The sequence below is a fragment of the Enterobacter sp. E1 genome (genome assembly GCF_016809815.1).
In the GTDB taxonomy this organism is placed as follows: domain Bacteria; phylum Pseudomonadota; class Gammaproteobacteria; order Enterobacterales; family Enterobacteriaceae; genus Enterobacter; species Enterobacter adelaidei.
Window position 1 is genome coordinate 230,526 of record NZ_JAFBJM010000002.1, and the last position, 20,276, is coordinate 250,801.

Here is a 20,276-nt window from a genome sequence, read left to right on the forward strand (position 1 = left end):
TGACCCTTTTTAGCCATGATGATAGCCGCCACCCAGTGCCGACGTCAGCTGCAACGTGGCGTCGATATACTGACCTTTCAGCATCAACCCGGCGAGGTGTTCTTTGAGTGCCGGTATTCTGGCTTCACTGACCCGTGAACCCGCGATGATACCCGCATTAAAACGTGCCTGCGCCAGGGCCACAACCCGCGCCGCATCATTTTCGACCTGCAGCTGTTGGCGATTTTTCGCCATCAGGGTTTCGACTTCACTGGCTGTACATGCCACCTGATTAACCGCCTCCACCACCGCTTTGTTGTAACTGGCGACCGAGAGATTATTTTGCGCCTGGGCGATATCAAGGTTCGCATTCAGTCTACCGCTGTCGAAAATCGGTAGTGTCAGCCCCGCTGTCACCCCCATCTGCTGCGCTGAAGAACGGAACAGGTCGCTCAGGTGGAGCGCATCCTGCTGTAAGAATGCCATCAGATTCACATCAGGATAAAAAGCCGCTCTGGCCGCCTCCACCTCGCTCATGGAGGCTTCGATATACCAGTGTGCCTCCTGAAGATCCGGTCGACGCGCCAGCAGTTCATACCCCAGCGTTGACGGTAGAGAGGCATCGACCGTCGGCAGCGCATGCCGCGAAAGCGTCACGGAGGAGGAATTCGTTAGCGCAACCAGACGCGCCTCAACGGCTTTCATCTTCCCGTTGACTTCCGCCAGCTGTTCTTCGGTTTTGCTGGCGTTGATATCGGTTTCAACCCCTTCAACGGAAGAGGTGATCCCGTGCTGATAGAGCTCACGGTCGGCGCCGATAATGTTGTCCTGTTCATGTTTGATCTGCGCGAGAACCTCCCCCGCAGCGGCCTGAGTTTGCCACTCCCAGTAGAGCCGGGCCACGCTGCTGGCCAGCAGTTGTCGGGTTTGCTCCAGCTCCGCTTTTTGCGCATTCACTCGGCCTATACGGGCTTCAACCTGCGCGCGATTTTTCCCCCACAGATCGAGATCCCAGCCCGCGGTCAGCCCAAAGGTGCCGTTGGTGTACCACGGCCCGGTAGTACCCGCCGCCGGGTCTGTAATCGCAAAGGGTCCCATAAGCCCTTCAGCAGACATTTTCTGGCGTTCTGCATCAGCTGAAAAATCAATTTGCGGACCGTCGGCAGCCATAGCGGCTTTTGCCTGAGCCTCGGCAAGCGTAATGCGCTGGCGGGCAATTTGCATATCCGGGGCGTCATTCAGCGCTTTGGCAATCAGCGAATTAAGCTCAGGATCGTTATAGTCTTTCCACCACTCATTTTTCGGCCATGCTGAAGGATGGAGTGTTGTATTAACCGACGCTGTTACTGATTGCGTATTCAGGGGAGATACCGTGGTATGTTCCGGGGCGCAGGCCACCAGAATAAAAGCAAGGGGGAGACTCAGAGATAAAATAAGAAAACGTTTCATTACGCCACACACTCAAAAAATAAAGGCGAAAATTACGCTTAATGCTGTTTATTTTTTTAGGAATGCGTGGCAATGGGGACATTGTTAAACATTTACATAATTGGAAAAATATTCACTAAATGAATTAATTATATATTCATATTTATTATTTTGATTGAATAACCCGCGCAATATCACCAGACGTTTGTAGTGTGCGGATCTCCTGAAACAGCCCCAACGCCTCGCTATATTCTTTGCGCAAATAACTCAGCCACTGTTTAATGCGCGCGACATGATATAGCCCGGTGTCACCCTGTTTTTCCAGACGACTGTATTTTTGCAGCAGCGTGACGACGTCTGCCCACGGCATTCGCGGTTCGTTATATTTTACCACCCGGCTGAGGTTAGGTACGTTAAGCGCGCCGCGGCCGATCATCACCGCATTGCAGCCTGTCTCTTTCAGACATGCCTGCGCGCTCTCGTAATCCCAGATTTCACCGTTGGCGATAACAGGAATAGTCAGCCTTTTACGGATCTCACCGATCGCCTGCCAGTTAATACGCTCGGCTTTGTAGCCATCTTCTTTGGTGCGACCATGCACCACCAGCTCCGTGGCACCGGCCTGCTGTACAGCATCGGCAATTTCAAACTGCCTGGCGTCGCTGTCCCAGCCCAGACGCACCTTTACCGTCACCGGCAAATGCGCAGGAACAGCTTCACGCATCGCCTTCGCACCGCGGTAAATGAGTTCTGGATCTTTCAGCAGTGTCGCCCCACCGCCGCTGCCGTTCACCAGCTTCGACGGACAGCCGCAGTTGAGATCCACCCCGTAAGAGCCCAGCTCAACCGCGCGGGCGGCGTTTTCCGCCAGCCATTCGGGGTACTGGCCGAGCAGCTGAATACGTACCAGCGTGCCGGAGGAGGTACGGCTCTGGTTGTGCAGCTCGGGGCAAAGTCGGTAGAAGGATTTTACTGGCAACAACATATCGACCACGCGCAGAAACTCCGTCACGCAGAGATCGTAGTCGTTCACCTCGGTCAGAAGCTCGCGCACGAGAGAGTCGAGCACGCCTTCCATTGGGGCCAGTAAAACACGCATATCAGTACCTGTGAAAAAAGACGCGCTATAGTATCTGCTCTGTATGTATGTGGAAAGCCCGACGTTCCATTCTGGAATGTCTGGTATGCTCAAAATTCATGATGTGATCCATGGCACATTTTCAGGTTTAATTGTATGATGAATGCGTTTCAGCAAGGACTTTCTCCATGAGCAAATCATTGAACATTATCTGGCAATATCTGCGTGCATTCGTCCTGATTTATGCCTGCCTGTATGCCGGGATTTTCATCGCGTCGCTGCTGCCCATCACGATCCCCGGTAGCATTATCGGTATGCTAATCCTGTTTGTATTACTGGCGTTGCAAATTCTACCCGCTAAGTGGGTCAACCCTGGCTGCTTCGTCCTTATTCGCTATATGGCGCTGCTTTTCGTGCCTATCGGCGTCGGGGTCATGCAGTATTTTGATTTGCTTAAAGCCCAGTTCGGCCCGATCGTTGTCTCCTGTGCGGTCAGTACGCTGGTGGTTTTCCTGGTCGTGAGCTGGAGCTCTCATCTGGTGCATGGCGAACGTAAAGTTGTCGGGGAGAAAACAAAAAAATGATAGCCAATATCTGGTGGTCGCTACCGTTAACGCTGGTGGTGTTCTTCGCCGCACGCAAACTTGCCGCACGTTTCAAAATGCCGCTGTTGAATCCACTGCTGGTGGCCATGGTGGTGATCATTCCATTCCTGCTTCTCACCGGCATTCCTTACGAACGCTATTTTGCCGGCAGCAAAATTTTGAATGATTTGCTACAGCCCGCCGTTGTGGCGCTCGCCTTTCCTTTATATGAGCAACTTCACCAGATCCGCGCTCGCTGGAAGTCCATCATTACGATCTGCTTTGTGGGCAGTCTGGTGGCAATGATCACCGGGACGTCGGTAGCGCTGCTGATGGGAGCGTCTCCACAAATTGCAGCCTCTATCCTGCCAAAATCCGTCACCACGCCAATTGCGATGGCGGTTGGCGGTAGCCTTGGAGGGATTCCAGCCATCAGCGCCATGTGTGTGATTTTCGTTGGTATTTTGGGTGCTGTGTTTGGACATACTCTGCTCAATGGCATGCGCATTCATACCAAAGCTGCGCGGGGCCTGGCAATGGGGACAGCATCGCACGCACTGGGGACAGCCCGCTGTGCAGAACTGGATTATCAGGAAGGGGCGTTTAGCTCACTGGCACTGGTCATCTGCGGGATCATCACCTCCCTGCTGGCCCCATTCATTTTCCCGCTGATTCTGGTGGTAATGGGCTAAAATTTGCGATGCGTCGCGCAAATTTCATTTTGATTTCATAAGTTGCATACATATTGAGAACTGGATCACATATAAAGCCCCATCGGCTCCGTAAACTACCGATCCATTAACCTTTATGAGGCAAACGCAATGCATCCACGTTTTCAAGCTGCTTTCGCCCAGCTTGCCGAGAATTTGCAAACCGCTCTGACCCCGATTCTGGCGGATGAGCATTTCCCCGCCCTGCTGACGGCGGAGCAGGTCACGATGCTGAAACAGGCAACGGGGCTGGACGAAGACGCGCTGGCTTTTGCTCTGCTGCCGCTGGCTGCCGCCTGTGCGCGTGCTGACCTCTCCCACTTCAACGTCGGGGCCATTGCACGCGGCATCAGCGGGACATGGTACTTCGGCGGAAATATGGAATTTCTGGGCGCCACCATGCAACAGACTGTTCACGCTGAGCAGAGCGCCATCAGCCATGCCTGGCTGCGCGGTGAAAAAGCGCTGAGCGCCATCACCGTTAACTACACGCCGTGTGGTCACTGCCGTCAGTTTATGAATGAGCTGAACAGCGGGCTGCAACTGCGCATTAACCTGCCTGGCCGCGCACCGCATACGCTGGGGGATTACCTGCCTGATGCCTTTGGCCCGAAAGATCTTGAGATCAAAACCCTGCTGATGGACGAACAGGACCACGGTTTTGCCCTGTCCGGTGATGACCTGGCCCAGGCTGCCATTCGCGCTGCCAACAAAAGTCACACGCCATACAGCAAATCCCCTAGCGGTGTCGCACTGCAGTGTCGGGATGGTCGTATCTTTAGCGGCAGCTATGCCGAAAACGCCGCGTTTAACCCAACACTGCCACCGCTGCAGGGCGCACTCAACCTGCTGAGCCTGAACGGCTATGACTATCCGGATATTCAGCGCGCCATTCTGGCAGAAATTGCCGATGCGCCACTGATTCAGTGGGATGCCACCGCTGCCACGTTAAAAGCGCTGGACTGCACAACAATCGACCGCGTACTGCTCGCGTAATCCTTCCGGCGGGCAGAAATGCCCGCCACGTTGCTGAAAAACCCCTCAGTTGAGTCGCTGTTTCTTGCGCTATCCAGGCGGGTAAAGTAGCCTGAGTTAAATTTCATCTTCGGAACGAGCCATCTGCATGTTAAAGCGCGTTTTTTACAGCCTGTCTGTCCTGGTCGGCATACTGCTGTTGATCGTGCTGGGCCTCGATCGCTGGATGAGCTGGAAAACCGCCCCCTATATCTTTGATGACCTGCAGGACCTGCCCTACCGTCAGGTGGGTGTGGTACTCGGTACGGCCAAGTATTACCGCACCGGTGTGATCAATCAGTACTACCGTTACCGAATTCAGGGCGCACTGAACGCCTACAACAGTGGCAAAGTGAATTACCTGCTGTTAAGCGGTGATAACGCCCTGCAAAGCTATAACGAACCGGTGACGATGCGTAAGGATTTGATTGCCGCTGGCGTCGACCCTGCGGATATCGTGCTCGATTACGCCGGGTTCCGCACCCTGGACTCCATCGTGCGCACGCGTAAAGTCTTCGACACCAACGACTTCATCATCATCACCCAGCGCTTCCACTGCGAGCGCGCGCTGTTTATCGCCCTGCATATGGGCATACAGGCGCAGTGCTACGCGGTACCGTCACCAAAAGATATGCTGAGCGTGCGCGTACGCGAGTTTGGTGCCCGTTTTGGCGCGCTGGCAGACCTGTACATTTTCAAACGTGAACCGCGCTTTTTAGGCCCGCTGGTGCCGATCCCGGCGATGCATGAAGTGCCGGAAGATGCGCAGGGTTACCCGGCCGTCACGCCTGAACAACTGCTTGATATGCAGAAAAAAGAGAAAAAATAACATCACCTTTATACTTTCTTTACGCCGGGCCTGACGCTTTTTATCTCCCCTTTATGCCGCCCCCTTTAAGCTGAGTTCACTGCCGCTACGGCTTCATTGAAGAATGACTATGAACTCAATCATGAATGCGTTTTTCCTGAAAAGTCTCCGTCCGTATTTTAACTTCCCGGGCTTATCTCTCCCGACGGCGCTCAATTCAGGCCTCTGGCTGGATGAAAAAATTGAGGCGATGCAGCACAGCATCCCGATGGAGGTCACGGATTATCTGGAGCGTTATCCGCTGACAAAACATATTGATGTTTACCTGAACGATATCAATGGCATTATGCGCGGCAAGCGTCTCTCAGTGGAGAGCATGCTGACGCTGGAAAAAGGCTGCTACTTTCCTCTCTCCGTGTATTCCATGGGCCAGAAAGGCAAAATTTCCGCCCCGCTTCATGATGAACCAGACCGGCTGTGCGTCCCCGTCGCCGGTTCCCTGTGCCCTTCTGCGCAAGATCCACAGCACAACGCGCAGATCCTGCTGACGATGAAAGACAGCAACGGCCAGCCCTGCCCGTTTGAACCACGGGTGATACTGCAAAATGTCCTGGCCCGTTTTCACCAGCACGGGCTATTCCCGGTGATTGCCCCTGAAATTGAGTTCTACCTGACGGGCCGTGAAACATTGGATCCACAGAATCAGGGCTGCTTTCATATGGATACCTCGACAGCACACGCAGCGCTGTTTGACGAGCTGGAACAGCTAGCTCAACTTCAACGCATCCCTCTGACCGGGATCGTGGCAGAAGCTGAACCCGGCCAGTTCGAGTTAAACCTGAAGCATAGCCATCGTGTCGTTGAAGTATGTGATAACGTGCTGGCACTACGACGTCTGACCCGACACGTGGCTGAACAGCATGGCCTGCAGGCCAGTTTTATGGCAAAACCGTTCAGTCAGCAGTCCGGCAGCGGCCTGCATTTCCACTTCAGTCTGAACGATAGCCACGGCAAAAACGTCTTTGCCTCACCAGGGAATGAGCTTAATAGCATGATGCGTTTATGCATCGCGGGCCAGCTTGCACTGATGCCTGCCTCCATCGCCGTGATTGCTCCGGGCGTCAACGCGTTTCGCCGCCTGCGTAAAAACCTGACAGAACCCTTATTTAACTCCTGGGGTTATAACACCCGCTCCGCTGCACTGCGCATTCCCTGCTCGGATGAGAACAACTGTCGTATTGAGTACCGACTGGCCGGGGCCGATGCGAATCCATATCTGGTGGCAGCCACCATCCTGACCGGCATGCTGTACGGGCTGGAAAACATCGACGAAGAAGATTTACCAGAACCGCAGCAGGATGACCCGCTTCTGCCGCTGTTTCAGCAGGAAGCCATTGAGACATTTGCCCACTGTCAGTATCTCACCAACAGCCTGGGCGAGGCTTTTTCCGAACAGTGGATCGCCTGCAAGCTTGCTGAACTCGACTGGTTTGAGAGCATCGTGACCAAAGAAGAGTCGAATCTGGCGTGAGGAATAAAAAAGCCCGCTCAACGAGCGGGCCGGGTGACGCAAAAAGCCATTATTTTTTACGTGCGTACTTCAGGGAATCCAGCGCAACCGCGAAGATAATGATGGCGCCTTTGATGATGTACTGCCAGTACGGGTTCACACCGATGTAGGTCAGACCGTAGTTGATCACGGTGAAGATAATCACACCGGTCACCACGCCGAGCACAGTACCCACGCCGCCGCTGAAGGAGACGCCACCCACCACACAGGCTGCGATCGCATCCAACTCATACATGAAACCGAGGTTGTTGGTTGCAGAGCCGATACGGCCCGCTTCCAGCATCCCGCCGAAGGCGTAGAACACACCAGACAGGGCATAGATGATGAGCAGGTTCAGAGCAACGTTTACGCCGGAGACTTTCGCCGCTTCCGGGTTACCGCCGATAGCGAAGATGTTCTTACCGAAACGGGTTTTGTTCCACAGGATCCAGACGAAGGCCACCGCAATCAGCGCATAGAAGGTGATATACGACAGGCGGAAGCTGCCCAGCGCGATAAACCCTTGCGTAAAGGTCGAGAAGCCGCTGTCGAAACCAGAAATTGGAGACGCACCGACGAAGTCGTAGTACAGGGAGTTGATACCGTAAACGATGATCATCGTACCTAACGTGGTGATGAATGGCGTCACGTTCAGGTAAGCGATAATGATGCCGTTAATCAGACCAATCACTGCGCCAATAGCACAGACAATCAGGATCACCACGAAAATTGGCATGGTTGCCATTTCCGGGAACACCTTGTTGGCGTTTTCCATCGACTGCAACAGGGTGGCCGCAATAACCGCAGCAAGGCCAACCTGACGCCCTGCGGAAAGGTCAGTACCCTGGGTCACAATCAGCCCCGCCACGCCCAACGCGATGATAATACGCACGGAGGACTGGGTCAGAATGTTACTCAGGTTCAGCAGACTTAAGAACGTAGGGTCCTGGAAAATGATGATAGCCAGCAGGACTAAAAGAACAACGTAAATACCGCCTTCTTTCAGGTAAGTGAGAAAACTTTTTTTATTTAACGCACTCATGAGGAGCCCCTGATCTTAAAGGTGCAAAGACGCTAAACGCAAAATTTCGTTTTGCGTTGTCGTTTTGGTGTCAACAATACCGGCAACGAGACCATTGCTCATAACCAGAATACGGTCTGTGATCCCTAACAATTCCGGCATTTCGGAAGAAATAATAATGATCCCTTTATTCTTTTTCGCCAGTTCAGCAATCAGTTGATAAATTTCGAATTTCGCACCAACGTCAATACCGCGGGTCGGTTCATCCAGCATCAGAATTTCTGGCTGAGTTAATAACCAACGACCGATAATCACTTTCTGCTGGTTGCCGCCCGAAAGCGAACCAATTTGTGTGCGGTGGCCAGGTGTTTTAACACGCATAGAGTCAATTACCCATTGGGTATCGCTTTTCATGCGGGAATTATCCAGCAAACCAACTTTGTTCTTATAATTACGAATATTCGAAATTAACGAGTTAAAGTTAATATCCAGATAAGCATAAATACCGGTAGAACGACGCTCTTCCGTCACCAGCGCAAAACCATTATTAATGGCTTCGTTGGCGTTGTGGTTATTGATTTTCTTACCATGGAGCGTAATGGTGCCTTCCGCTTTCTCACGGATACCAAACAGGGTTTCCACGATATCGGTACGTTTGGCTCCGACCAGCCCTGCGATCCCCAGAATTTCGCCTTTATGCAAGTCGAAGGAGACATCGCGAATGGATGGCTGACGCAGTGAAGTCAGGTTACGCACCTCAAGGATCACTTCACCCGGCTTGTTTTCTTTGTCCGGGAAGCGCTGGTTCAGCGAGCGGCCGACCATCATGGCGATGATCTTGTCCATGTCCAGCCCTTCGAGAGGCTGAGTGGCAATCCACTGACCGTCACGCAGGATGGTAATCTCATCACAGAGCTGGAAGATCTCTTCCATTTTGTGGGAGATATACACAATGCCGCAGCCGCGATCTTTAAGTTTACGAATAATGGTAAAAAGGTGGTTAACCTCTTTTTCCGTTAATGACGATGTCGGTTCGTCCATGATGACGATTTTTGCATCATAGGAGAACGCTTTGGCAATTTCGATCATCTGCATTTGAGATACAGATAATGTCCCGACGCGGGCGCGCGGATCAATATCAATATCCAGCTCATCGAAAATCGCTTTGGTGTCGCGGTACATTTTGTCCTGATCGACAAAGACACCTTTGGTTGGATAACGCCCCAACCACATGTTATCCATGACTGAACGCTGCAGCACCAGGTTTAATTCCTGGTGAACCATCGAGATACCGTTTTCCAGTGCTTCTTTTGCTGAATGGAAATCGATCTCTTTCCCCTGAAAAAGAATACTGCCAGAATCTTTTTGATAGATCCCAAAAAGACATTTTAATAATGTTGATTTACCTGCACCGTTCTCCCCCATCAAAGCATGAATAGAGTGAGGACGAACTTTTAAATTAACATTATCGAGTGCCTTAACACCGGGAAATGACTTGTTGATACCGTTCATTTCCAACAAGTATTCACCGGACGACTGAGTAGTTGTGCTGACCATAATTATACCTTGTTGGCCTCGCATATCGCGTTATAAAAGGGCGCAACAAGTTGCGCCCAGTGAAGACAGTACTAATTACTTATTTACCGATAAACTCAGCCAGGTTGGACTGGTCTACGCCCACGTAAGGTACGCGAACGATTTTGTTTTCAATTTTCCAGTTGGTGCCATCAGCAGCGCCTTTACCGTCGGCCAGGTTTTTCGCCAGATCGAAGGTTGCTTTCGCCTGGTTGTTGGCATCGTTCAGAACGGTACCGGCCATTGCACCCGATTTAACCAGTGCCAGTGCTTCTGGCAGCGCATCCACACCGAATACAGGAATGGAAGATTTGTTGTGTGCTTTCAGCGCTTCTACTGCACCCATTGCCATCGCATCGTTGTTGGCGATAACCACTTCGATTTTGTTAGCATTCGGGCCAGACAGCCACGCGTCCATCTTATCTTTCGCCTGAGCGGTATCCCACATTGCGGTATCTAACGCCAGCTGCTGGGTTTTCAGGCCTTTATCGTTCAGCTCTTTAATAACGTAAGTGGTACGGGCTTCAGCATCCGGATGGCCTGGTTCGCCTTTCAGCAGAACGAACTGGATCTGGCCGTCTTTGTTCAGGTCCCAGTTCGGGTTCGCCGCCCAGTGTTTAGCGATCAGATCGCCCTGAATAATGCCGGACTCTTTGGAGTCAGTACCGACGTAATACGCTTTGTCATAGCTGTCCAGCGCTTTACGGGAAGGTTCTTTGTTGAAGAAGACGATTGGCACATTCTGGCCGCGCGCTTTTTCGATAACTGTGCCTGCTGCAGCCGGGTCAACCAGGTTGATTGCCAGCGCTTTCACGCCTTTAGCCAGCAGAACGTCGATCTGGTCGTTCTGTTTGGACTGGTCGTTCTGGGAGTCATTCATCAGCAGCTGAACATCTGGCGCTGCTTTAGCATCTTTCTCAATCGCTTTACGCACAACAGACATGAAGTTGTCGTCGTATTTATAGATGGTCACACCAATACGGGTATCCGCAGCGTGCGCTGCTGCACCAAAAAGCATGCTTGCCATTACAGCAGACAGGGTCAACACCTTCTTATTCATGGTATCTCCGGTTTTTTTTATGCAGGGTAGTTCTTGTGAATAACGATCGGCAGGCGGGTGTTAATAAAACGTTACTGACCGCCGAAGTTCACTTATAAAATTTCTATCTTCCGTGTTCGGTAACGCTCCAGAAATGCGTTTTATTCGTTGTTTGCGGCACATTGGCTATAGTGAAAGTGAATAATCACCGTTACATAGCGTTTCAGCCCCTAAAACGCTGACATCATAGTCAGCGCCTTGTTAAGATACTGTGAATTTACTCACAGATTGAAAACGGTTACATCAGCTCATGTAATCAGTTAGTGATCGGAACCACAATTTGCCGAGCGGCGACAGAATGACGGCGAACTAAAGTCGGCATAAAACAGTGGGTTGCCCCTTGATCCAGCAGCCCTGCCGCCCCTTGTAACGCCAGCTCAGTCGCCAGTTTCGCCATAGAGGCAATGGGGTAGCGCACCGTTGTCAGCTGCGGGTCGGTGTAACGGGCAATTGGAATATCATCAAAACCAATGAGTGATAAATGCTGTGGCACCGCAATGCCGTTATCTTTCAGCGCCGTCAGGGCGCCTGCCGCCATGCTGTCGTTATAGGCAAACACCGCAGACAGCTGCAAATTACGGCCCAGTAGCTCCACCATCGCCGCTTCACCGCCCTGCATGTCAGGCGTGCCGGTTCCCACCCAGCTCTCGGATGGCGTAATGCCGTGCTCTTTCAGGGCGTTTTGCCACCCCTCGCGCCGCAGATCGTCATCTTCAATATGATGGCTGGAGGCCAGATAACCGACCCGCTGATGTCCGTTGTTGATGAGCATTTTCGTGGCCATCATGGCGCCGCTGACGTTATCCAGCCCGACGCAGCGGTGGGCATAGCCGGGGACGATGCGGTTGATCAGCACCATACCCGGGATCTGCTCCATCAATCCGGTTAGCTCTTCATCGCTCAAGGCTTTTGAATGGACAATCAAGGCGTTACAGCGCTGGCGGATCAACACTTCAATGGCATGACGTTCTTTTTCCGCCTCATGGTAGCTATTGCCGATCAGGACATATTTCTGATGCTGCTGGGCGACCATATCGACCGCTTTCACCAGTGCGCCGAAAAAGGCATCCGAAACATCCATTACCACCACGCCGATGGTGTCGCTGACCTGCGTCGCAAGCGCCTGGGCATTGGCATTTGGCCGATACCCGAGCTGGGTCACGGCTTTCATTACGGTTTCACGGGTTTCAGGGCTGACCAGCGCGCTGTTATTCAGCACGCGTGAGACGGTAGCCACAGAAACACCCGCCTGGCGGGCGACGTCACGAATGGTGATCATATTCACCATCCTTCAAAGGATTGCAGCAACTCACAGACACCCCCTGTGTTTAGCAAGGTGGCTATTCTGGCAGCGAGAGAAAGGGGACTACGTGAAGAAGCTCACACAGATGAAAACGCTTACATCCGTTTTGTTAATGATTGTGATCCAGATCGTTATCTGGATGTATTTCTTAATGATACCCCTGAAGCAAGTGCGGTTAACTGACGCCACATCCACTCCAGCGGTCCCTGGCGGAAATAACGTAGCCAGATAACAGAAAACGCCACGTTAGCCACCCAGACCGGAATAACAAACGCCAGCAGCGCCAGGCGGTCGAATTTCATAAACAGGCCAAATCGATAGAAAAGCGTGGTGCATATCAGGGTCTGCAGAATGTAATTACTTAACGCCATGCGGCCCACGCAGGCGATGGCGCTGACGATCCACAGGCGGGAAAGCGTTGGCCAGAAACCATAGATCAGCGCCGCATAACCGATGGTCTGGAACGGTGCGCTCAGTTCGCGCGGCACCTGAAGGAGGAACGCACACCAGCGGTAATCCCAGTGTAAGTGCCACTGCGCAATCACCGCCGGGAGGTTAATCAGCACGCCGAGCAGGACCAGCCCGGTGCCCGTGCGGCGATAGTGGCGCAGGCTAAATTCGCCTTTCAGCCAGCCAGTGCGCATCAGTGACGCGCCCATCAGCATCATACCCGCCAGCTGCCAGCCATATTGCGCTCCCAGCGCAAGGAGATTATCACCCAACATATCCGCACGGTTGCTTATCGCCTCCGTGCCACCTTTCAGCTTCCAGTATTGCTCGTACTGGAGGTTAGCGGCATCCGGGATCCAGGAACGGTTTGTCGCTTCGCCAGAGATCATCCCCAGGAGTAAAAGTACCCCAAGCCCCATGACATAGAGCATCACGCCGGTGTTAAACAGGCTTTTTACGCTGTGCGCATCGCGAATCAGACGCCAGCAAATGAGCCCGACTAACCCATACGCAAGAAGAATATCGCCGTCCCAGAAGAACAGGCCGTGGATAAAGCCGAGGAGAACCAGCAGCGTCAGGCGCGACTGGATCCAGCGCGTACCGCGTTTAAGAAGCAGTTGCAGACCTGCGCCAAACAGCAGGGCAAACAGGGTGAGGAATTTAACCTGTGCAAAGAGATCGAGGATTGCCCACGTCCAGGCATCGCTGCGCGTGATGTCGCCATACCAGGCTGGGTTGAGATAAGCCGCCTTCGGCAGACCGAAGGCGCTGATATTAAGCAGCAGGATACCGAGAATGGCGACGCCGCGAACAAAATCGAGCGTGACGTTTCGCTCCATGGTCCCTGCCCTGTAAGACTTAGTTGTGGTGACGCACTGCGCGCAGGAACTCCTGGCGGGTGTTCTGGCTCGATTTAAACAGACCGCCCAGCGACGTGGTGGTGGTCGCACTGGTGGCATCACGCACGCCGCGTGCTTTCACGCAATAGTGAACCGCGTCGATAGAGACAGCTACGTTATTGGTGCCCAGCAGCGTTTGCAGCGCGGTCAGGATCTGCTGCGTCAGACGCTCCTGTACCTGTGGACGCTGAGCAAAGAATTGCACGATGCGGTTAATCTTCGACAGACCAATCACCGTATCTTTCGGGATATACGCCACGGTTGCTTTACCGTCGATAGTCACGAAGTGGTGTTCACAGGTGCTGGTCAGCGTGATGTCACGTACCGTTACCATCTCATCCACTTTCATTTTATTTTCGATGACGGTGATTTTCGGGAAGTTGGCGTAATCCAGACCTGAGAAAATTTCGTCGACGTACATTTTTGCGATACGGTGAGGCGTCTCCATCAGGCTGTCGTCGCTCAGATCGAGATTCAGCAGCTCCATGATCTCGGTCATATGACCGGCAATCAGACGCTTGCGGGTTTCATTGTCCAATTCCTGAACGGGTGGACGCAGCGGCGTTTCAAGACCGCGCGCAACCAGGGCTTCGTGGACCAGGGCAGCTTCTTTACTGAGTGATGACATTTTTGTTCTCCTGCAGGTGTGGCGTCTTTTGCCCTCGTTGTGGCAAAAGTATGCGCTCATTGTGCGTGAGGCCGCGCACATAATCCAGTATTCACGACGATAATTATTGCAATTGCTGTTGCCTTTCAGCGTGACGGTTCCAGACCAGAGCACCACCAACAAACAACGCGATACCCGCCAACCCCAGCGCAGGCTCCAGTCGATGGGTAAGCCAGGTCGATAACGCTGAGGTCATCGGACCAATCAACTGGCCAATGGCATACCCGGTGGTGAGCAGGCCGGCCATATAACGCGTGTGGTTTGGTGCCAGCTCGCGACCGTATAAAAGAGAGAGCTGCACGGCACACAAAAAGCCGCCGCCGACCAGCAGTCCCCCCGTCAGCAACCCGCCAATCCCCGGCAGCAGCCAGGCTGCCAGCACACCAGCGCCCTGCAACCACAGCACAATAGCCAGCCTGCGGTTAGCCGTTGAGGTGTGGCGTAAAAGAATGCTAAGCGCAATGCCCACCACGGCAGCGATACCAAAAATCGGCCAGACAAACTGGGCAAACAGGCTGCCAGGAAAACGCACTGCCGCCATTTGCGATAAAAAGGTTGCCGGAAGAATATAGCCAAATCCGGCCAGGCTATAGCTCCAGACCAGGCGCTTTAAATCCGCCGTCAGCACCAGCGGCTCTGGCGCGGTACCTGGTCGATGGAGCTGCCCGGATCGCGGCAGGTAGCGCGCCACCAGGGCAATCAGCACCAGCGCCAGCACGCCGTAGATTTGCCATGCTGCCCCGGCCGACAGGGATTTCGCCTGGATATAGACAGCGAGCAGCCCGCTCAGGGCAATACCCGCGCCTGGGCCGGCAAACACGGCAGCACTCAGGCCCGGTTTGCCCAACTGCCCCAGACGTTCATTTGTCCACGCCGCAATCAGCACCATAGACCAGCCGCTCATGCAGCCAATCACAAAGCGCAGCAGTCCGTGCACGATGGCGTTATCCGCCGCGGCGGAGAGCAGCGTCAACGCAACAGCACCGGTGATACCAAGCCAAAGGCGTGTTTCAACGAAGCGATGCGCACGCATTGCATCCCATGCGCCCACCAGATAGCCCAGATAATTCATCGCCGCCACCAGGCCCGCACTGGTTAGCGTGAGCTGCCCGGCGGCAATCATCAATGGAACCTGAGGTGTAAAAGCAAAACGCCCTATCCCCATCGCCACCACCAGAACGACAAACCCACTGAGCGCAATACGCAGCGCCATGACCGCTCCAATTGTTAAAAAAAAGTAAATTTATGATGCAGCATCTTGTCGTCTGGCGAAAGTGAAAGTTACTCACAGGTCAATGAAAAGGCTGTATTATGGTTTTTATGAATACGCATTCTCATTAAGGAGCCTTGCATGGAACTGCTCGAAGAGCACCGTTGTTTTGAAGGTCGACAGCAGCGCTGGCGGCACGACTCCAGCGTCCTGAACTGTGCCATGACGTTCAGCATTTTCCTGCCGCCGACGGAAAATCCGCCGGTTTTGTTCTGGCTTTCAGGCCTGACCTGCAACGACGAAAACTTCACCACTAAAGCAGGTGCACAACGCATTGCAGCTGAGCTCGGTATTGCGCTGGTGATGCCTGATACCAGCCCGCGTGGGGATGATGTGGCTGACGATGCAGGATACGACCTGGGTAAAGGTGCCGGATTCTATCTGAACGCGACTGAACAACCCTGGGCAAACCATTACCGCATGTATGATTACATTCGTGACGAGCTGCCCGCGCTGATTCAGGCTGAATTTGCAGTAAGCAACCGTTGCGCCATCAGCGGGCATTCCATGGGTGGACACGGGGCGCTGATAATGGCGTTGAAAAACCCGGAAAAATACGTCAGTGTGTCGGCATTCGCACCAATTGTGAACCCGACTCAGGTGCCGTGGGGCCAGAAAGCCTTCGCAAATTATCTGGGTGATGATGCGGAAAAATGGCAGGCGTGGGATAGCTGCGCACTGATGCTGGCCAGCAAGCCCGAAGACGCAATTCCAACGCTTATCGATCAGGGTGATGCCGATCAGTTCCTCGCCGGCCAGCTACAGCCTGCGGTGCTGGCAGAAGCCGCACGCCAGAAGGACTGGCCGCTGACGCTACGCATTCAGCCGGGATATGACCATAGTTATTACTTCATCGCATCCTTTATTGAGGATCATCTCCGCTTCCATGCGGAGCACTTGTTTGGGTAAGTGCGGCTGCGTGCGCTCTGATACCCTCACCCTGGCCCTCTCCCACAGGGAGAGGGAACAAACACTAAAAACGGCAACTTACGTTGCCGTTTCGCTTTTACCCTGGCTTTATCAAAACTTATAATCCACACCAACAAAGTAGCGACGGCCATCTTCCGTGTAGCTGTAATCGTCACGGCTCAGGTCTTTATCCAGCAAGTTCTGTACACCCGCGCGCAGCTTCACGCTTTTCGTGGCCTGCCACGCCGCACCTGTATTCCAGATGACATAGCCACCCGGCGTTGGTGCACTGCTGGTCAGCGCGCGTTTCTCACCGGTGTAGTTACCCTGAACATAGAACGACCAGTCCTGGGTCGCTTTCCAGTCAACGGTTCCGTTGGCAGTGTGGAACGGCAGATCGGACAGCGGTTTGTTACCGCCATTGCTGATGTCACGACCATCGTTATAGGTGTAGTTCAGCGTCACTTTCCAGTCTTCCGCCAGCGGGAATTTCAGCTCGGTCTCCACCCCACGGATGCGCGCCTTGTTGACGTTGTAATAACGGAAAATAGGCTCACCGTCCGCATTCAGACCAACGTAGTTAGGGTAACTCTGTGCCTGTTTTACATTGGCGGTACGGTTGATGCTGATGCGGTCATCCACATTATTCTGGAAGGTGGTGACGCTAGCCTGTACGCCCTCTAACCAGCCCTCTTCCCCGCTGTAGTAAAGACCGAATTCGAAGCTCTCGCTGGTTTCAGGTTTCAGATCCGGGTTACCGACAATCTCACAGGAACCGCGGCACGAGCCGGTGACCCAGTCCGGGCTGAGCTGCAGCAGCGACGGCGCTTTAAACGCGGTAGCCCAGCCCCCTTTCACCGTTACGGTATCGGTCGCGTTGTAGACCAGGTATGCACGCGGGCTCCAGTGGTCACCGTAGGTGTCATGGTCGTCCATACGGATGCCGGTGGTCAGCGCCAGGGGTTCAAAGAGACGCCACTCATCTTCAAGGAACAGGGCATACTGGCTTGCTGACGTACTGCTGCTGGAGCCTCCCGTCAGATTGACCGGATCTTTCAGCTTATCGTGACGCCACTCGCCACCGAAGGTCAGTAGCTGGTTAATTTCGCCCAGAGGCAGCACATATTTCCCGTCCACCGCGTTGCTCTCGGAGGTGATCGGATTGCTGTTGCCCGGGTTTTTGTTCTCCACCTTCTCGCCGTAAACCTTCAGCTCGCTGCTGCCCACCCCCCAACGACCATTGTGGCTCAGGGAGTAGTTCTGACGCTCAAGGCGGTTTTTGTCGAGGGAATCTGAGTCACGATCCTGACGGTCGAAACCGTAGCCCGCCGTAAAATCGTGATTTTCAGAAGGTGTCCAGGCGAACTCCACATTGGCATCGCGGCTGGTAAAGCCCTCAATGCGCGGTGTTTCACCGCTCGCCGTGGTAGAGGATTTCTGCTGACCGTCTTTCTCACGCTTCGCGAGGCTACCGTAGGCTTTCAGGCCCAGCAGGCCATCCACCAGCGGACCACTGGTATAGAACTGGCCGTTATACGTGTCTCCACGATCGCGATGTTCCTGAATCGTTGAATCGGCGCTCAGAGTGCCCGTCCATTTCTGCCCGATTTTTTTTGTGATAATGTTCACCACGCCGCCCAGCGCATCGGAGCCATAAAGAGAAGACATCGGTCCGCGCACCACCTCGATGCGTTCGATGGCGTCAACCGACACCCAGTTGAGATCGAAATCATTATGGCGGAATACGGCGTTGCGGGAGTTGACGCGCTTGCCGTCGATCAGGATTAACGTGTAGCTGCTGTCCAGTCCGCGAATACTTACCCCTTTACGGTTGTCCCCTTCGCTCGTGAGCTGAACGCCCGGCACATCCCGTAATACATCTTTCAGATTCTGAACAGGTTTGCGCTGCAAATCTTCCTGGGTAATCACGCTGATGCTTGCCGGTGCGTCTTTCAGGTTTTGCTCGGTCGCGGATGCCGTTACAACCATTGTGTCGCCGGATTCCGCTGCGATACCAGGCAGGGCCAGGGACATTGCGGACGCACAAAGTCCTCCCCTGACGAAGGGATTCAACCTAAACATTCCATATCTCCATGAGGTAAATACAACTAAATCAAATCATCATTGCTCACAGCGTCTTCCATGCCGCCCACATCTGCGGTGGGTCGGTGACACGCTTATTTTTGATAACGATAAAGCAAACGATAATTATTATCAATTGAATTGTTAAGAAATATATCTTTGTTTCAGTGTGCGGGAATAAAAAAGCCCGCTCAAATGAGCGGGCTGAAAGAGAGGATCTGCGGTTATTTTTTAAATCGTTCCGGGAATTCCATTTCACTGTAGCGAACGAAGTGTGTTCCTTTCGTCAGTTTGTAGCCAAACCAGATTACCAGGAACAGCGGAATACCAATGTAGGTTGCCGTAACGGCGCCCCAGTCAATGGTGTCCGCCAGGAACGCTTCATAGTTCTGTCCCAGGGTAATAATCAGGCACAGAATGAAGGCGAAAATGGGACCCAGCGGGAAAAACCCTGAGCGATAAGGCAGGTCGTTAATATCGTGCCCCTGCTTGACGTAACCACGGCGGAAACGGTAGTGGCTAATGGCAATCCCAAGCCAGGCGATAAAGCCCGTCATCCCGGAGGTGTTAAGCAGCCACAGATATACCGTCTGGTTGCCAAACATAGAGGTCAGGAAGCAAAGACCGGCAATCACCGTTGTGGCATACAGGGCGTTACGCGGAACACCGCCACGGGACAATTTTGAGAAAATACGCGGGGCTTTACCGTCGCATGCCAGGGTATAGAGCATACGAGTCGATGCGTACATACCGGAGTTACCGGCTGAAAGTACTGCAGTCAGGATTACGGCATTCATCACTGCCGCTGCAGAAAGCAGACCGGCATGCTGGAAGACCAGCGTGAACGGGCTGACGCTGATGTCTTTCACATCATTACGCAGCAGGCTCGGATCGGTATACGGAATGATCAGGCTGATAATCAGGATCGCGAACACATAGAACAGCAGGATACGCCAGAAGACCTGACGGACTGCACGCGGAATATTTTTCTCCGGGTTCTCTGATTCACCCGCAGCGATACCAATCAACTCAGTACCCTGGAAGGAGAAGCCGACGATCATTGCCACGCCGATCATAGCCGAGAACCCACCGGCAAACGGTGCATCGCCTATCGTCCAGTTACTCCACCCGGCCGGCTCTGCGCCTTTGAAAATACCAACGATCATCGCCACACCGACGACGATAAAGATGATGACGGTTGCCACTTTGATCAAAGAGAACCAGTATTCCGCTTCGCCAAAACCACGAACAGAGATGTAGTTCAGCAGGAAGATGACGGCCAGGAACAGAGCACTCCAGATCCAGCCCGGCGTATCCGGGAACCACCAGTTCATCACCAGCTGTGCAGCAACCAGGTCAACGGCAATCGTAACGGCCCAGTTGTACCAATAGTTCCAGCCCAGCGCGAAGCCAAAGCCTTCTTCAACGTATTGTTGACCATAGGTCGAAAACGAACCGGATACCGGCATGTACGCGGCCAGTTCGCCCAGACTGGTCATCAGGAAGTAAACCATCAGGCCAATCAGGATATAAGAGAAAAGTGCCCCACCCGGGCCTGCTGCCGAAATTGTTGCGCCAGACGCAACGAAAAGACCTGTACCGATGGAACCGCCGATAGCGATCATCGTCAGGTGACGCGCCTTCAGTTCACGACGTAGCGTGGGCGCTTCTGTGGTTTTAATTTCTGAAACCATGTGAAAATGCTGTCCATTTAATAAATGAGGCGCGATTGTAGCAGACGATCCGCGTTCCTTCCGGCAGAAATAGGCAGTTATAAGAGAGCTTCATGACTCGGCCAGGATTATAAGCAAAGCAGAAATCGGGTCTTTCCCCTCTCCCCATTGAGGAGAG

The 20,276-nt window shown here is 53.3% G+C and carries 17 protein-coding genes; 6 read left to right on the forward strand and 11 right to left on the reverse strand.

Annotated features, from left to right (window positions below):
* Positions 1-9 precede the first annotated feature (9 nt).
* Both mdtQ and dusC read right to left on the reverse strand, forming a co-directional pair.
* On the reverse strand, positions 10-1,428 hold the full coding sequence (gene mdtQ / locus JGF26_RS07285) for a multidrug resistance outer membrane protein MdtQ (RefSeq protein ID WP_134707733.1): 1,419 nt from the start codon (positions 1,426-1,428) through the stop codon (positions 10-12).
* Positions 1,429-1,573: 145 nt separating this feature from the next.
* Positions 1,574-2,506, reverse strand: a complete 933-nt coding sequence (dusC, locus tag JGF26_RS07290; protein ID WP_049008206.1) for a tRNA dihydrouridine(16) synthase DusC — start codon at positions 2,504-2,506, stop codon at positions 1,574-1,576.
* A 167-nt stretch (positions 2,507-2,673) separates the two neighbouring features.
* On the opposite strand from dusC, the gene JGF26_RS07295 reads away from it, so the two are divergent.
* From JGF26_RS07295 to JGF26_RS07315, 5 genes are all read left to right on the forward strand, one after another.
* On the forward strand, positions 2,674-3,069 hold the full coding sequence (locus JGF26_RS07295) for a CidA/LrgA family protein (RefSeq protein WP_049008205.1): 396 nt from the start codon (positions 2,674-2,676) through the stop codon (positions 3,067-3,069).
* Positions 3,066-3,761, forward strand: a complete 696-nt coding sequence (locus tag JGF26_RS07300) for a CidB/LrgB family autolysis modulator (RefSeq protein WP_028016314.1) — start codon at positions 3,066-3,068, stop codon at positions 3,759-3,761. The genes JGF26_RS07295 and JGF26_RS07300 overlap by 4 nt, the downstream gene beginning before the upstream one ends.
* Before the next feature lie 129 nt (positions 3,762-3,890).
* The gene (gene cdd, locus JGF26_RS07305) at positions 3,891-4,775 is read left to right on the forward strand and encodes a cytidine deaminase (RefSeq protein ID WP_108090794.1); all 885 of its coding nucleotides are present in this window, start codon (positions 3,891-3,893) and stop codon (positions 4,773-4,775) included.
* Between the two features lie 127 nt (positions 4,776-4,902).
* On the forward strand, positions 4,903-5,622 hold the full coding sequence (gene sanA / locus JGF26_RS07310; RefSeq protein WP_014884561.1) for an outer membrane permeability protein SanA: 720 nt from the start codon (positions 4,903-4,905) through the stop codon (positions 5,620-5,622).
* A gap of 121 nt (positions 5,623-5,743) precedes the next feature.
* On the forward strand, positions 5,744-7,132 hold the full coding sequence (locus JGF26_RS07315; RefSeq protein WP_134707823.1) for a glutamine synthetase family protein: 1,389 nt from the start codon (positions 5,744-5,746) through the stop codon (positions 7,130-7,132).
* A gap of 49 nt (positions 7,133-7,181) precedes the next feature.
* On the opposite strand, the gene mglC is transcribed toward JGF26_RS07315, so the two are convergent.
* The 7 genes from mglC to JGF26_RS07350 form a co-directional block, all read right to left on the reverse strand.
* Positions 7,182-8,192: a galactose/methyl galactoside ABC transporter permease MglC gene (gene mglC / locus JGF26_RS07320; RefSeq protein WP_008500921.1), complete on the reverse strand. Its 1,011-nt coding sequence runs from the start codon at positions 8,190-8,192 to the stop codon at positions 7,182-7,184.
* Positions 8,193-8,207: 15 nt separating this feature from the next.
* On the reverse strand, positions 8,208-9,728 hold the full coding sequence (gene mglA, locus JGF26_RS07325) for a galactose/methyl galactoside ABC transporter ATP-binding protein MglA (protein WP_028016311.1): 1,521 nt from the start codon (positions 9,726-9,728) through the stop codon (positions 8,208-8,210).
* 79 nt (positions 9,729-9,807) lie between these two features.
* Positions 9,808-10,806, reverse strand: coding sequence for a galactose/glucose ABC transporter substrate-binding protein MglB (gene mglB / locus JGF26_RS07330; protein ID WP_024908164.1), 999 nt, complete (start codon positions 10,804-10,806; stop codon positions 9,808-9,810).
* Between the two features lie 295 nt (positions 10,807-11,101).
* Positions 11,102-12,124 (reverse strand): HTH-type transcriptional regulator GalS, encoded by a 1,023-nt coding sequence (gene galS, locus JGF26_RS07335; protein WP_028016310.1) that lies wholly within the window; start codon positions 12,122-12,124, stop codon positions 11,102-11,104.
* A 155-nt stretch (positions 12,125-12,279) separates the two neighbouring features.
* Positions 12,280-13,437: a DUF418 domain-containing protein YeiB gene (gene yeiB, locus JGF26_RS07340; RefSeq protein WP_049008203.1), complete on the reverse strand. Its 1,158-nt coding sequence runs from the start codon at positions 13,435-13,437 to the stop codon at positions 12,280-12,282.
* 19 nt (positions 13,438-13,456) lie between these two features.
* Entirely contained in the window at positions 13,457-14,125 is a 669-nt protein-coding gene (gene folE / locus JGF26_RS07345; RefSeq protein WP_028016308.1) for a GTP cyclohydrolase I FolE, read from the reverse strand.
* 103 nt (positions 14,126-14,228) lie between these two features.
* Positions 14,229-15,377, reverse strand: coding sequence for a YbfB/YjiJ family MFS transporter (locus JGF26_RS07350; protein WP_049008202.1), 1,149 nt, complete (start codon positions 15,375-15,377; stop codon positions 14,229-14,231).
* Positions 15,378-15,515: 138 nt separating this feature from the next.
* Between JGF26_RS07350 and fghA the strand changes: the two genes are divergently transcribed.
* Complete coding sequence (gene fghA / locus JGF26_RS07355) at positions 15,516-16,343, forward strand: S-formylglutathione hydrolase (RefSeq protein WP_128347438.1); 828 nt, start codon at positions 15,516-15,518, stop codon at positions 16,341-16,343.
* A gap of 111 nt (positions 16,344-16,454) precedes the next feature.
* Here fghA and cirA read toward each other — a convergent pair whose 3' ends face one another.
* Positions 16,455-18,425 carry a catecholate siderophore receptor CirA gene (gene cirA / locus JGF26_RS07360; RefSeq protein ID WP_134707732.1) on the reverse strand — a complete coding sequence of 657 codons (1,971 nt, stop codon included), beginning with the start codon at positions 18,423-18,425 and terminating at the stop codon, positions 16,455-16,457.
* Between the two features lie 224 nt (positions 18,426-18,649).
* A complete protein-coding gene (locus JGF26_RS07365; protein ID WP_028016304.1) occupies positions 18,650-20,119 on the reverse strand; it encodes an amino acid permease in 1,470 nt (489 codons plus the stop codon).
* Between the last annotated feature and the right edge of the window lie 157 nt (positions 20,120-20,276).

Bases quoted from the DNA above. Each gene is read 5' to 3' on its own strand.
- mdtQ (WP_134707733.1), bottom strand. From the start codon at position 1,428: ATGAAACGTTTTCTTATTTTATCTCTGAGTCTCCCCCTTGCTTTTATT.
- dusC (WP_049008206.1), bottom strand. From the start codon at position 2,506: ATGCGTGTTTTACTGGCCCCAATGGAAGGCGTGCTCGACTCTCTCGTG.
- JGF26_RS07295 (WP_049008205.1), top strand. From the start codon at position 2,674: ATGAGCAAATCATTGAACATTATCTGGCAATATCTGCGTGCATTCGTC.
- JGF26_RS07300 (WP_028016314.1), top strand. From the start codon at position 3,066: ATGATAGCCAATATCTGGTGGTCGCTACCGTTAACGCTGGTGGTGTTC.
- cdd (WP_108090794.1), top strand. From the start codon at position 3,891: ATGCATCCACGTTTTCAAGCTGCTTTCGCCCAGCTTGCCGAGAATTTG.
- sanA (WP_014884561.1), top strand. From the start codon at position 4,903: ATGTTAAAGCGCGTTTTTTACAGCCTGTCTGTCCTGGTCGGCATACTG.
- JGF26_RS07315 (WP_134707823.1), top strand. From the start codon at position 5,744: ATGAATGCGTTTTTCCTGAAAAGTCTCCGTCCGTATTTTAACTTCCCG.
- mglC (WP_008500921.1), bottom strand. From the start codon at position 8,192: ATGAGTGCGTTAAATAAAAAAAGTTTTCTCACTTACCTGAAAGAAGGC.
- mglA (WP_028016311.1), bottom strand. From the start codon at position 9,728: ATGGTCAGCACAACTACTCAGTCGTCCGGTGAATACTTGTTGGAAATG.
- mglB (WP_024908164.1), bottom strand. From the start codon at position 10,806: ATGAATAAGAAGGTGTTGACCCTGTCTGCTGTAATGGCAAGCATGCTT.
- galS (WP_028016310.1), bottom strand. From the start codon at position 12,124: ATGATCACCATTCGTGACGTCGCCCGCCAGGCGGGTGTTTCTGTGGCT.
- yeiB (WP_049008203.1), bottom strand. From the start codon at position 13,437: ATGGAGCGAAACGTCACGCTCGATTTTGTTCGCGGCGTCGCCATTCTC.
- folE (WP_028016308.1), bottom strand. From the start codon at position 14,125: ATGTCATCACTCAGTAAAGAAGCTGCCCTGGTCCACGAAGCCCTGGTT.
- JGF26_RS07350 (WP_049008202.1), bottom strand. From the start codon at position 15,377: ATGGCGCTGCGTATTGCGCTCAGTGGGTTTGTCGTTCTGGTGGTGGCG.
- fghA (WP_128347438.1), top strand. From the start codon at position 15,516: ATGGAACTGCTCGAAGAGCACCGTTGTTTTGAAGGTCGACAGCAGCGC.
- cirA (WP_134707732.1), bottom strand. From the start codon at position 18,425: ATGTTTAGGTTGAATCCCTTCGTCAGGGGAGGACTTTGTGCGTCCGCA.
- JGF26_RS07365 (WP_028016304.1), bottom strand. From the start codon at position 20,119: ATGGTTTCAGAAATTAAAACCACAGAAGCGCCCACGCTACGTCGTGAA.